Below are 12,512 nucleotides of genomic sequence, written 5' to 3'. Positions count from 1 at the left end.
GGTGTATTGATTGAATATAGATGATAGACTTCTAAGGGGAGATAAAAGAGCCTGTGCTCGACTTATTACTATGTTAGAAAATGACCAAAAGGAAGCTACAGATATAATCAAGCGACTATATAAATATACAGGAGACGCCTATGTAATAGGGATAACAGGACCACCAGGGAGTGGGAAATCAACCCTTACGGATAGATTGGCTAAGGAATTTAGAAAGATGGATAAAAAGATTGGAATTATAGCTATAGATCCAACTAGTCCTTTTACAGGAGGGGCTATTCTAGGGGATAGGATCCGTATGAATGATTTATCTGTAGATAAAGATGTATTCATTAGAAGTATGGGAACTAGAGGATCCCTAGGTGGTATGTCTAAAGCTACATGGGGTGCCTGCATGGCCCTTGACATATGGGGTGCCGACTATATATTTATTGAAACCGTTGGGGTAGGCCAGTCGGAAGTAGATATAGTAAAAACTGCTGATACGGTATTGATGGTTATGGTACCTAATTTAGGAGATGATATACAGGCGATAAAAGCTGGTATAATGGAAATTGCAGATATATTTGCAATAAATAAGGCGGATTTAGGTGGAGCAGATAAGACCCAGTTGGAAATAGAAATGAATTTGGATTTAAATGACAAGGAGGATTATAGGCCTCCAGTATTAAAGGTATCTGCTAGTAAAAATCAGCATATAGACCAAGTGCTAGAAGAGCTAATAGAACATCAAAAGTATTTAGAAACAACAGGGAAAATTCTAAAGAGAAGAAGGCGAAACACAAAATTTGAAGTATTAAAGCTAGTAGAAGAAGAATTGATGAGCTTGATAATGTATAAAGCATTGGAAGAAAACATGTTAGATAATTTATCGAAGGAAGTAGTAGACAAAGAATTAGATCCTTACTCTGCTAAAGATAAAGTGTTAAAGCTTATTAAAGAATAGAATAATAGGGGGGATTTTTGTGGTAAATAAGGTTGACCATATAGGTATAGCCGTCAAAGATTTAGATGAAGCGTTAAAGTTTTATGAAGAGGTTTTAGGGATTAAGTGTGTTAATACAGAGGTGGTAGAAGAACAAAAGGTGAAGGTGGCTTTCTTACCAATAGGCGATACGGAAGTAGAGTTATTAGAGTCAACGGAAGAAGATGGGCCTATAGCTAAGTTTATAGAAAAAAGAGGAGAAGGAATCCAACATATAGCCTATAGGGTAGAAGATATTGAAAAAGCCATAGAAGAACTAAAAGAAAAAGGTATAAGGATGATAGATGAAAAGCCAAGATATGGTGCAGGAGGAGCTAAGATAGCCTTTTTACATCCAAAGTCAACTTATGGAGTTTTGATAGAGCTTTGTGAGAGAAAATAATCATAGATGAGGAGGAAGGAAATGAAGGAAAGAATTGAAAGACTCCTAGAAACCAAAGAAAAAATAGAACTTGGTGGTGGAGAAAAAAGAATTGAAAAACAGCATCAAAAAGGGAAATTAACAGCAAGAGAAAGGATCCATCTATTGCTAGACGAGGGAAGTTTCATGGAAATAGATGCTTTTGTCAAACACCGCTGTACAAACTTTGGAATGGAAAACACCGAAGCCCCAGGGGATGGAGTAGTAACTGGCTATGGAACGGTAGACGGAAGACTAGTATTCGTATATGCTCAGGATTTTACGGTCCTAGGTGGCTCCCTAGGGGAGATGCATGCAGCCAAAATAGTCAAAGTACAAGATATGGCATTAAAGATGGGAGCACCAATAATAGGAATAAACGATTCTGGTGGAGCGCGAATCCAAGAAGGAGTAGATGCCCTATCAGGTTATGGGAAAATATTCTATAGAAACACCATGGCCTCAGGAGTAATACCACAGATAACAGCCATAATGGGGCCTTGTGCTGGAGGAGCAGTATATTCACCAGCCCTAACGGACTTCATATTCATGGTAGAAAACACAAGTCAAATGTTCATAACTGGACCCCAAGTAATAAAAACTGTAACAGGAGAAGATGTAACCCAGGAAGAACTAGGAGGAGCAGGGACTCACAACAAAACATCTGGAGTAGCTCACTTTATGGACAAGACCGAAGAAGAAGCCATAGAAAGGATAAAGACCCTACTTAGCTATTTACCATCTAACAATCTAGAAACACCACCAGTATATGAAACCGATGATGAGATAAATAGGGTAGAGGAAAAATTAAATGAAATAGTACCAACAAATCCAAACAAACCCTACGATATGAAAGAAATAATACAATTATTAGCTGACAATGGGGAATTTTTCGAAGTACAACAGTACTTTGCACAAAACATCATAACAGGATACATAAGACTCAATGGGAAAACCGTAGGGGTAGTAGCAAATCAACCAAGGGTATTAGCAGGATGCTTAGACATAAACGCTTCGGACAAAGCAGGAAGATTCATACGAACATGCGATGCCTTCAACATACCACTACTAAACTTAGTAGATGTACCAGGGTTTTTACCAGGTACGGATCAGGAATACGGAGGAATAATACGCCATGGAGCCAAGATGCTCTATGCCTACAGTGAAGCTACCGTGCCAAAAGTAACGGTAATCATAAGAAAAGCCTATGGTGGGGCGTATATAGCCATGTGTAACAAGGAACTAGGAGCCGATCAAGTATTAGCATGGCCCAATGCAGAGATTGCAGTAATGGGACCAGATGGAGCAGCTAATATAATATTTAAACATGACATCAAACAATCAGAAGACCCAATAGAAACAAGACAACAAAAAATAGAAGAATATAGAGACACTGTAGCTAATCCATATATAGCAGCAGAAAGAGGATATGTAGACGATGTAATAATACCAAGTATTACAAGACCAAGATTAATATCAGCCTTTGACATGTTAGAAAGCAAACGAGAGAGTAATCCTTCTAAGAAACATGGTAATTTACCAGTATAAAAGAGGTGATAAATTTGGGAGACAAGATAACTATAAGTCAAAGCTTACTCATAACGGTATTTAGTATGTTGATAGTATTTATAGTATTAATAGCCATATCCTATCTAATAGGCCTATTAAGGGCGGCAACCAACAAGGATAAAGAGAAAACAGAAGTAGAGAACATATCCAACACAGTAGAAAAGACACCACAGTCATCAAAAGAAGAACAAAACATAGACGATGAAGAACTAGTAGCAGTCATAGCAGCAGCAATAGCAGCTAGTATGGGAGTAACAATCCCTGATATTAATATTAAAAGTATAAAAAGGGTCTCTACACCTTCCCCTATTTGGGCGGAAATGGGAAGAATAGAAGAGATCTCAAAAAAACTATAAAATACATCTAAATCATTAGGAGGTAAAATCATGAGAAAATTTTTAATAAATGTAAATGGAAATGAATACGAAGTTGAAGTCGAAGAGATAGCAAATGGTGAAACAACTTCAAAAAGACCAACACCCCAACCAAAACCAGCAGCACAGCCAAAACCAGCAGCACAGCCAAAACCAAAAGAGGAGAAAAAGGAAGTAGTAGTAACAGAAGGAGCAGAGGTAGTAGAAGCACCTATGCCAGGAACCATACTAAGCATAAATGTAAATGAAGGAGATGAAGTAAAAGCAGGAGATGTATTACTAATATTAGAGGCCATGAAGATGGAAAATGAAATCCTAGCTCCAACAGATGGAAAGGTTACAAGCATTGGCACTACAAAAGGTGCATCTGTAAACACTGGGGACAAACTAGTAGTAATAGAATAGATTACGAAAGGAAGGTAAATTAAATGGTCGTAGACATATTAAAGGATTTTGGGCAGAGTACAGGATTTGCCTCAATAACAGTTGGGCAGGTCATAATGATTTTAATATCCTTTGTTCTCCTATATTTAGCCATTAAAAAGGAATTCGAACCTCTTTTGTTAGTCCCCATAGCCTTCGGGATGTTACTTGCAAACCTTCCCTTAGCAGGCCTTATGGCAGAACCAGTAGTTGAAATAGTAAAGGATCCTACAACAGGTGAATTGGTACAGGAAACAAAAGAACTAGGGGGATTACTATACTATCTATACCAAGGGGTAAAATTAGGTATATATCCACCATTGATATTTCTAGGAGTAGGAGCTATGACGGACTTTGGACCCCTAATAGCCAATCCAAGGAGTATATTACTAGGAGCAGCAGCCCAATTTGGAATATTTTTCACATTCATAGGGGCAATAGCCTTAGGCTTTACAGGACCACAAGCGGCTAGTATCGGAATAATAGGTGGAGCAGATGGACCTACAGCACTTTATTTAACATCTAAACTAGCACCTGAATTATTAGGGCCCATAGCAGTAGCAGCTTACTCATACATGGCATTAGTACCAATAATACAGCCGCCAATAATGAAAGCCTTAACCACAGAAGAAGAAAGAAAAATAGTAATGGAACAACTTCGTCCTGTATCAAAAAAGGAGAAGATAATATTTCCTATAATGATCACAGTAGTAGTAACTCTACTATTACCTTCGGCAGGACCATTAGTAGGCATGCTAATGTTAGGAAACCTAATGAGGGAATCAGGAGTAGTAGAAAGGCTAAGTAAAACGGTACAAAATGAACTGATGAATATAGTAACCATATTCTTAGGATTAACAGTAGGGGCTACAGCCAACGCAGAAACCTTCTTACAATGGGGAACGATAAAGATAATAGTATTAGGACTAATAGCTTTCTCTATAGGAACAGCCACTGGAGTTATATTTGGAAAGATCATGTGCAAAGCCACAGGAGGAAAGGTAAACCCATTAATAGGTTCAGCAGGAGTATCAGCAGTACCAATGGCAGCAAGGGTATCTCAAAAGGTAGGTCAAGAAGCAAATCCAAAGAATTTCTTGCTTATGCACGCCATGGGACCAAATGTAGCAGGAGTAATTGGTTCAGCGGTAGCGGCAGGGTTGTTGTTGATGTTCTTTGGCTGATAAGTTGATAAGTTCGAGATTCTTCGCCCAATTGATATAGACTATTGACTAGACAGCGGTGGAGGATCTCGGATTTTTGATGTTGAAAATGTGGATGAAAAAAACTATAATAGTTATATGCTTGCCATCATCTTTTTTAAAAGAGTTGGACATGAAATTTTCAAAGAGTAAAAAATATCGACTGGTATCCATTAAAGATGGAACTAGAGCGGAGGGATGATTGTGATAAAAGAAAAGAATACATTAACCATCAGGAAGATGACTACTGTGGGTGTTTTAGGTGGTATCTCCATAGTGTTAGGGATGACGCCTTTAGGATTTATTCCTGTGGGGCCAACTAGAGCCACCATAATGCATATACCTGTAATCATAGGAGCTATAATGGAAGGTCCTCTAGTAGGAGGGTTAGTAGGGCTGATATTTGGTTTATTTAGTATATTTCAAGCCGCAACTAACCCAACACCAATATCCTTTGTATTTTTAGATCCTGTGGTTTCAGTCTTACCTAGGGTTCTAATAGGAATTGTTACCCATTATGTTTATAGGTCCTTAAATAGATTAGGTGCAAATAAATCGGCTTTGACCTTAAACATTGTTTTAGGAGCTATACTGATATATCTTGTTTATGGCTCTTACAAGGGGTTTAAAGGGACGCAAAACATATGGTCTTTAATAATAAATATAATACTGATAGGTCTTACCATAGGAATAGGTTTATATAGTCAAAAGAAATATAAAGGTAAAACAATGCATATAGCCATTGCTACAGTAGCAGGTACACTAACTAATACATTAGGGGTTTTATCGAGTATATATTTTTTATATGGAGAAAAGTTTGTAATTAAATTAGGCCAAGATCCGGATTTGGCCAGGAAGATCGTATTTGGCATAGGTATAACTAATGGAATCCCGGAGATGATAGTAGCAATTGTAGTGGTTGTTAATGTAATGGCTGCCATAAAAAGCATAGAAAAATAGATTGGAAGGTGGAAATAATGTTATTAGTAATTGATGTAGGGAATACTAATATTGTGTTCGGAGTATTTAAGGGGAAAAAACTGCTATATGATTGGAGAATTGCTACTGAAAAGGATAGAACTTCCGATGAATATGGTCTATTATTTGAACAAATATTTAAATATCATGGCCTTTGCCCTAAGGATGTAGAAGATGTAATTATTTCATCAGTAGTGCCTACATTGATGCATACATTATCCGCTATGAGTATCAAATACTTTGATAGGGAACCTATAGTTGTAGGGCCAGGAGTAAAGACTGGAATGAATATAAGGTATGACAATCCCAGAGAAGTAGGGGCTGATAGAATAGTTAATGCTGTAGCAGGTTATGAAAAGTATGGTGGACCTCTCATAATCGTGGATTTTGGAACCGCCATTACATTCTGTGCTATTTCTAAAGGTGGAGATTACTTAGGTGGTGCCATAACGCCAGGTATTAAAATATCTAGTGAAGCTTTATTTTTAAGGACTGCTAAGCTTCCTAAAGTGGAATTATCTAAACCAGACACGGTAATAGGTAAGAATACTGTTAATAGCATTCAGTCAGGACTAGTTTACGGATACATTGGACTTGTAGACTATATCATTGAAAGAATGAAAGAAGAGATGAAGGAAGAAGGGGAAGTAAAAACCGTAATTGGAACCGGTGGTTTTTCATCTTTAATAGCTAGTGAGAGCAGATATATAAATACAATCGATAAACTATTAACCTTAGATGGACTTAGAATAATATATGGGAGAAATAAGTAGCCAAAAGGCTACTTTTTCTAAATATTAGAGGTGAAATTATGAGGATAGGGAATTTAGAATTACAAAATAATATATTTTTAGCACCGATGGCAGGTGTTACGGATAAAACCTTTAGAATTATCTGTAGGGAGATGGGAGCAGGATTAGTGTTTACTGAAATGGTAAGTAGTAAGGGGCTATATTATGGGGATAAAAATACAGAAGAGTTGACCGATATAGATTTAAAGGAGAGACCGGTAGCTATCCAGATATTTGGTTCTGACCCTAAGATAATGGCTGAGGTTGTAGAAGAACATATAAATCCTAGACAAGACATAGATATTTTAGATATAAATATGGGCTGTCCAGCTCCAAAAATTGTTAAAAATGGAGATGGCTCTGCCTTATTAAAAAATCCTCCTTTAGTTAGGGAGATTTTGAGGAAAGTTGTTGAAGTATCTACAAAACCGGTAACATTAAAGATCAGGATAGGATGGGATGTTCATACCATAAATGGAATAGAGGTTGCTAGAATTGCAGAAGAAGAAGGTGTCTCGGCTTTGACTGTCCATGGTAGGACTAGGGATATGTTCTATTCGGGGAAGGCTGATTGGGATTATATTAAAAAGGTCAAGGATTCTATTTCCATCCCAGTAATAGGAAATGGCGATATATTTGAACCTATAGATGCAATGAAAATGATGGAATATACGGGTTGTGATGGAGTGGCCATAGGTAGGGGAGCTTTAGGGAACCCTTGGATATTTAAAAGGGTAGGGCTTTTAATAGAAGGAAAAAAAGACATAGTACCTGATGCGATGGAGAAGATCAATATAGCCATCAAACATCTAAATATGGTTTGTGATATGAAAGGTGAAAAAGTTGGAGTAAGGGAGATGCGGAAGCATGTAGCCTGGTATATAAAAGGCATGCGAAATTCTAACACTGTAAAAAACGAGATTAACACTATAGATACTAAAGATGAAATGATAAGAGTACTGTCAAATTATGCTCAATATATGTTTGAATTTAAAACAAATTAGTAATACCCTTTCTTTAGCCCTCATATAATACATTACAAATTTATTTAAAGGGGGGTTTGTATTGGGTTTCTTTATATAGTAGGGAAGGAAAGGTATTTTAATTATTACAATAGTGGAATTATTAAATTCATCCCTAAAAAAATAATTCCAACGGTAAAGCCTAAGATTTTGGATATCCTTTATGATATTAATGGGAAAACAATAGGGAAAGTTGGTGGGATTCTACTAAATTCTAATGTAGAAGATAGTAAGAGGCTAGTAGAAACTTTTATTTATGGCATAGAAAAGATCAAGGAAGATCATATGGATTATTTGATTATGGAGGAGCTACCACTATTTAATAGATCGGAAATAGAATTAATAGAATATAGTACTAATCTAAAAATTCTTGATGGCCAACCTGCCTTGATGACGACTTTACCTTTAGTATTAAAAGATATCCAGAGGATAACAAAAGAAGATCTAAGGAAAAAGGAAGTTTTAATAATAGGTAATGGGGATAAACTGATAGAAGAACTTATATGTACATTGCATAAAGAGATAAGCTTTGTAACCCTAGTAGGAGATGATGAAGTTGCCATAGAAAATATATCCCAGTCTGTATTTAAAAGAACTGGGCTATCGATATTTTGTTCTAGAAACATAGACAAAATATTGACAAACTATTCTATTATAGTTAATCTTAAAGAAGAGAATCCAATAAACGTAAATAAATTCAGAAGAGGAGCAATAATATTTGATTTTAGTACGAGGAAAGGATTTAGCAGAAATATAAAAAATAGAAGAAGCTCAGTGGTGATAGAAGACTTTATGTTTGCGTCAAGGGATTTAAATATAATGGATAACCAATGGACAAATGAATTGATTTCTTCTAAATTTTATGAATTATTTTATGATCATATGGATATAAAACCTAAGGGGTTTTTAGTCAATGATAATATATATGCTATGGAGGATTTGATAGATAAGGAAATAAGAAAAAAGGGGGAACTGTAAGTACTTGACAATAACACTTACCTTGATTATAATAGTCTCCATATATGAATGATAAATTGATTTTTATCCGTTTGAAAGGCATATTAAGGCCAAATATTTAATAGAAGGAGAGAGGCAGATGGCTGAGAGGGATGTATTCTTAACGGTAGAGGGGTTAAACAAGCTGGAAAACGAACTAGATGAATTAAAGACTGTAAAAAGAAAAGAGATTGCAGAAAAGATAAAACAAGCCCTAGCCTTTGGGGATATAAGCGAAAATTCGGAATATGATCAGGCAAAAAATGAGCAGGCCCAATTAGAGGAAAGAATAGCAAAGTTAGAAATGATACTCAGAAATGCAAAATTAATAGATGACGAGGACATTACTACCGATGTGGTAAGTATTGGATCAAAGGTTATGGTAAAGGATTTAGAATATGACGAAGAAATGGAATACACCATAGTAGGTTCTGCAGAAGCTGATCCTTATGAAGGAAAGATTTCCAATGAATCTCCTGTTGGAAGAGCTCTATTAGGCAAGAAAAAAGAAGAAATCGTAGAAGTCCATGTGCCAGATGGACTTATTAAGTATCAAATTTTAAGTATCACTAGATAAGATTTAAGAGGAGGTATTAATAATAAATGTCAGGAACGGAAGAAAATCTTAATGAAATGCTTATGATGAGAAGAGAAAAGTTAAAGGAATTAAATGAGATGGGGAAGAACCCTTTTCGTATAGAAAAATATGATTATACTCATCACAGTACTACCATTAAGGATAATTTTGATGAATTAGAAGAACAAACGGTTTCAGTTGCAGGAAGACTAATGTCAAGAAGAGGCCACGGTAAGGTAAGTTTTATGGACCTTCAGGATAGTGAGGGAAGAATACAAATTTTTGTTAAAATGAATGCTATAGGTAAGGAAGCCTATGAACAATTAAATTTACTAGATCTTGGTGATATTATTGGTGTTAAGGGAGAGGTATTTAAGACTAAAACTGGAGAGATCTCTGTAAGGGCAAAAGAATTAATCTTGCTTACAAAATCATTACAGATACTTCCAGAAAAATTCCATGGTTTAAAGGATCAAGATCTAAGATATAGACAGCGATACGTAGACTTAATAGTAAATCCAGAAGTGAAGGAGACCTTCATACTTAGGTCTAAGATCATCAAGGCAGTAAGGGAATACCTGGATGATAGGGGGTTTTTAGAAGTAGATACCCCTATTTTAAACACTATTGCCGGAGGGGCTAATGCAAGACCTTTTATAACCCATCATAATACTTTAGATTTAGATATGTACTTAAGGATTGCCAATGAGCTGTATTTAAAAAGACTCATAGTTGGTGGATTTGAAAAGGTATATGAAATGGGCAGAATGTTTAGAAATGAAGGGATGAGCTATAAGCACAACCCTGAATTTACCAATATTGAACTATATCAAGCTTACGCAGATTACGAAGATATGATGGTATTAACGGAAGAGATGGTAGCCTATGTGGCAGAAAAGACTCTAGGGTCAACTGTAATCGACTATCAAGGAAAAGAAATTGATTTAACTCCACCATGGAGGAGAATTACTATGATAGATGCTATAAAGGAATATACAGGAATAGATTTTAAATCTATAGATACAGATGAAGAGGCTATAGAGGTGGCTAAGTCTAAAGGCTTAGAAATAGAACCTAATATGAAGAGAGGTCATGTAATAAGTGAAATGTTCGAGGAGTTTTGTGAAGAACATTTAGTTCAACCAACCTTTGTTACACATCACCCTGTAGAAGTGTCACCTTTGGCAAAGAGAAATGCAGAGGATCCAAGACTTACCAATAGATTTGAAGCTTTTATTAATACCTGGGAAATTGCCAATGCATTTAGTGAATTAAATGATCCAATAGACCAAAAAGAAAGGTTTGCAGAGCAGGTAAGGCAGAGAGAAGCAGGAGATCATGAGGCCCATATGATGGATATGGACTTTGTCAACGCATTAGAAGTAGGATTGCCACCGACAGGTGGTTTAGGTATAGGTATAGATAGGCTGATAATGGTACTAACTAATCAACCAACAATTAGAGATGTTATATTGTTTCCAACTATGAAGCCTGTAGGTGAAGATGAATAAAAGTGAGTCAAAAGCTGAGTCTTTGACTCGCTTTTTTGTAATATACAAAAGATGGGCATTTAAAAAAATCAGTTCACACGTATATACTATATTCCAATTAATTTAAATGATTAGGTGAGTGAAAATGTATACTTTAAAGGAACTTGAGTCAATTGTGGATAGATGCTATAGATGTCCCCTATCTAATACTAGAACTAATGTTGTATTTGGGGAAGGTAATGGGAATGCTACTATTATATTTATAGGAGAAGGACCAGGATACCATGAGGATAAAACAGGAAGGCCGTTTGTTGGAAGGGCTGGGGAGCTGTTCGATAGGATGTTAAAGGCAATTGATTTTTCTAGAGAAGATGTATATATAGCAAATATAGTTAAATGTAGACCTCCTAACAATAGAAATCCATTGGAAGAGGAAAGTCAAATCTGCATAGAGTTTTTAAGATGGCAGGTAAAAATAATAGATCCGGACATTATAATATGTTTAGGTGCAGTAGCAGCTAGAAATATAATTGATAAGGATTTTAGAATTACTCAAAATAGAGGCTTATGGTATAAAAGAGGCAAATTTAACATAATGGCTACATATCACCCTGCAGCCCTTTTAAGAGATAGCAGCAAGAAAAAAGATGCTTGGGAAGATTTCAGATCCATAAGGGATATGTTTACTAAAATAAATAAGGAAATGAAAGGTTGATAAGGTGAAAACAGATAGGATTGAATCATTGAATCATAGTATTATAAGTCAATACCCAAAGGAAAGGATAGTATTGGGTTATGGGAATATCAATAGCTCTATTATGTTGATTGGGGAAGCCCCTGGCTCTAAAGAGGTAGAATTAGGAGAACCTTTTGTAGGTCAGGCAGGTAAGCATTTTGAGGAATTCATAAAAGTTCTGAACATCAATAGAGAAGATGTATATATAACTAATACGGTAAAATATAGGCCAACAAGAACAAATCCTAAGACGGGACGACTATCCAATAGGACTCCTACTTTAAAGGAAATAGAAGATTTTAAGAGTTATCTTATAGAAGAGATAGATATTGTAAGTCCCAAAATAATAGTTACTCTTGGTAATACACCGTTAAAATGTATTTTTAGCGAAGATTTAAAAATAGGCAAGATCCATGGTAATTCGCTGGATAGAGATATAAAAGGTATAAAATATGATATATTTCCACTGTATCATCCAGCTGCAGTTATCTATAGGCCCCAATTGAAAGAGGTATATTTAGATGATTTGTTAAAGTTAAAAAAAATAATAGAGAAACTTTAAAAAAACTGTTGACTTATTTCTATAAAGAGTGTATCATATTTAATTGTCGGCCTAAGAACATTGGATGCAGCAAACATATACATTAAAAAATAATTTAAAAATAAAAGTTGACAAGAACAATATTATGTGATATAGTAAAGAGGTTGACACAAAAACAATGAACCTTATAAACTAAACAGCGCGAAATACCTTGAGTAACATTTATAAAACAACAGGCAAACTTTTTTTATGAGAGTTTGATCCTGGCTCAGGACGAACGCTGGCGGCGTGCCTAACACATGCAAGTCGAGCGAAGAACTTATCATGATACCTTCGGGTAGATTGATAAACTTCTTAGCGGCGGATGGGTGAGTAACGCGTGAGGAACCTGCCTTCCACAAGGGGATAGCCTCGGGAAACCGGGATTA

At 35.9% G+C, this 12,512-nt stretch carries 15 protein-coding genes, 1 rRNA gene and 1 pseudogene; all 17 read left to right on the top strand.

Going from position 1 to position 12,512, the window contains the following annotated elements:
* The first annotated feature begins 10 nt into the window (after nucleotides 1-10).
* The gene (meaB, locus tag C3E88_RS08720) at nucleotides 11-946 is read left to right on the top strand and encodes a methylmalonyl Co-A mutase-associated GTPase MeaB (RefSeq protein WP_236909791.1); all 936 of its coding nucleotides are present in this window, start codon (nucleotides 11-13) and stop codon (nucleotides 944-946) included.
* Nucleotides 947-965: 19 nt separating this feature from the next.
* Nucleotides 966-1,367 (top strand): methylmalonyl-CoA epimerase, encoded by a 402-nt coding sequence (mce, locus tag C3E88_RS08715; RefSeq protein ID WP_236909790.1) that lies wholly within the window; start codon nucleotides 966-968, stop codon nucleotides 1,365-1,367.
* 21 nt (nucleotides 1,368-1,388) lie between these two features.
* Nucleotides 1,389-2,933, top strand: coding sequence for an acyl-CoA carboxylase subunit beta (locus tag C3E88_RS08710; RefSeq protein WP_236909789.1), 1,545 nt, complete (start codon nucleotides 1,389-1,391; stop codon nucleotides 2,931-2,933).
* A 14-nt stretch (nucleotides 2,934-2,947) separates the two neighbouring features.
* Nucleotides 2,948-3,310 (top strand): OadG family protein, encoded by a 363-nt coding sequence (locus C3E88_RS08705; RefSeq protein ID WP_236909788.1) that lies wholly within the window; start codon nucleotides 2,948-2,950, stop codon nucleotides 3,308-3,310.
* 30 nt (nucleotides 3,311-3,340) lie between these two features.
* Nucleotides 3,341-3,733 carry a DUF2118 domain-containing protein gene (locus tag C3E88_RS08700; protein WP_236909787.1) on the top strand — a complete coding sequence of 131 codons (393 nt, stop codon included), beginning with the start codon at nucleotides 3,341-3,343 and terminating at the stop codon, nucleotides 3,731-3,733.
* A gap of 23 nt (nucleotides 3,734-3,756) precedes the next feature.
* Nucleotides 3,757-4,935 (top strand): sodium ion-translocating decarboxylase subunit beta, encoded by a 1,179-nt coding sequence (locus C3E88_RS08695; protein ID WP_236909786.1) that lies wholly within the window; start codon nucleotides 3,757-3,759, stop codon nucleotides 4,933-4,935.
* Nucleotides 4,936-5,029: 94 nt separating this feature from the next.
* A complete protein-coding gene (locus C3E88_RS12350; protein ID WP_272878515.1) occupies nucleotides 5,030-5,155 on the top strand; it encodes a hypothetical protein in 126 nt (41 codons plus the stop codon).
* Nucleotides 5,152-5,544: pseudogene (locus tag C3E88_RS12510) on the top strand (ECF transporter S component); the annotation flags it as partial. The gene C3E88_RS12350 and the pseudogene C3E88_RS12510, both read left to right, overlap by 4 nt.
* Before the next feature lie 138 nt (nucleotides 5,545-5,682).
* Nucleotides 5,683-5,913 (top strand): hypothetical protein, encoded by a 231-nt coding sequence (locus C3E88_RS12505; RefSeq protein WP_442870641.1) that lies wholly within the window; start codon nucleotides 5,683-5,685, stop codon nucleotides 5,911-5,913.
* Between the two features lie 17 nt (nucleotides 5,914-5,930).
* Nucleotides 5,931-6,704, top strand: coding sequence for a type III pantothenate kinase (locus C3E88_RS08685; protein ID WP_236909784.1), 774 nt, complete (start codon nucleotides 5,931-5,933; stop codon nucleotides 6,702-6,704).
* Nucleotides 6,705-6,742: 38 nt separating this feature from the next.
* Nucleotides 6,743-7,726: a tRNA dihydrouridine synthase DusB gene (gene dusB, locus C3E88_RS08680; RefSeq protein ID WP_236909783.1), complete on the top strand. Its 984-nt coding sequence runs from the start codon at nucleotides 6,743-6,745 to the stop codon at nucleotides 7,724-7,726.
* A 168-nt stretch (nucleotides 7,727-7,894) separates the two neighbouring features.
* Complete coding sequence (locus C3E88_RS08675; RefSeq protein ID WP_236909782.1) at nucleotides 7,895-8,722, top strand: hypothetical protein; 828 nt, start codon at nucleotides 7,895-7,897, stop codon at nucleotides 8,720-8,722.
* A gap of 118 nt (nucleotides 8,723-8,840) precedes the next feature.
* Entirely contained in the window at nucleotides 8,841-9,317 is a 477-nt protein-coding gene (gene greA / locus C3E88_RS08670) for a transcription elongation factor GreA (RefSeq protein WP_236909781.1), read from the top strand.
* A 26-nt stretch (nucleotides 9,318-9,343) separates the two neighbouring features.
* A complete protein-coding gene (lysS, locus tag C3E88_RS08665; RefSeq protein WP_236909780.1) occupies nucleotides 9,344-10,828 on the top strand; it encodes a lysine--tRNA ligase in 1,485 nt (494 codons plus the stop codon).
* Nucleotides 10,829-10,952: 124 nt separating this feature from the next.
* Nucleotides 10,953-11,522 carry a uracil-DNA glycosylase gene (locus C3E88_RS08660; RefSeq protein WP_236909779.1) on the top strand — a complete coding sequence of 190 codons (570 nt, stop codon included), beginning with the start codon at nucleotides 10,953-10,955 and terminating at the stop codon, nucleotides 11,520-11,522.
* Between the two features lie 4 nt (nucleotides 11,523-11,526).
* Entirely contained in the window at nucleotides 11,527-12,105 is a 579-nt protein-coding gene (locus C3E88_RS08655) for a uracil-DNA glycosylase (RefSeq protein ID WP_236909778.1), read from the top strand.
* A gap of 224 nt (nucleotides 12,106-12,329) precedes the next feature.
* A 16S ribosomal RNA gene (locus C3E88_RS08650) occupies nucleotides 12,330-12,512 on the top strand; the annotation flags it as partial.

Source organism: Clostridium sp. Cult3 (genome assembly GCF_021655115.1).
Taxonomy (GTDB): domain Bacteria; phylum Bacillota; class Clostridia; order Tissierellales; family Tepidimicrobiaceae; genus PPXY01.
Note: the sequence above shows the minus strand (reverse complement) of the source record. Positions and strands in the feature narration are given on the sequence as shown.

Excerpts from the sequence above, each read along its gene's own strand:
- C3E88_RS08710 (WP_236909789.1), top strand. The coding sequence starts at position 1,389 with ATGAAGGAAAGAATTGAAAGACTCCTAGAAACCAAAGAAAAAATAGAA.
- C3E88_RS08700 (WP_236909787.1), top strand. The coding sequence starts at position 3,341 with ATGAGAAAATTTTTAATAAATGTAAATGGAAATGAATACGAAGTTGAA.
- C3E88_RS08695 (WP_236909786.1), top strand. The coding sequence starts at position 3,757 with ATGGTCGTAGACATATTAAAGGATTTTGGGCAGAGTACAGGATTTGCC.
- C3E88_RS12350 (WP_272878515.1), top strand. The coding sequence starts at position 5,030 with ATGAAAAAAACTATAATAGTTATATGCTTGCCATCATCTTTTTTAAAA.
- C3E88_RS12505 (WP_442870641.1), top strand. The coding sequence starts at position 5,683 with ATGCATATAGCCATTGCTACAGTAGCAGGTACACTAACTAATACATTA.
- C3E88_RS08685 (WP_236909784.1), top strand. The coding sequence starts at position 5,931 with ATGTTATTAGTAATTGATGTAGGGAATACTAATATTGTGTTCGGAGTA.
- dusB (WP_236909783.1), top strand. The coding sequence starts at position 6,743 with ATGAGGATAGGGAATTTAGAATTACAAAATAATATATTTTTAGCACCG.
- greA (WP_236909781.1), top strand. The coding sequence starts at position 8,841 with ATGGCTGAGAGGGATGTATTCTTAACGGTAGAGGGGTTAAACAAGCTG.
- lysS (WP_236909780.1), top strand. The coding sequence starts at position 9,344 with ATGTCAGGAACGGAAGAAAATCTTAATGAAATGCTTATGATGAGAAGA.
- C3E88_RS08660 (WP_236909779.1), top strand. The coding sequence starts at position 10,953 with ATGTATACTTTAAAGGAACTTGAGTCAATTGTGGATAGATGCTATAGA.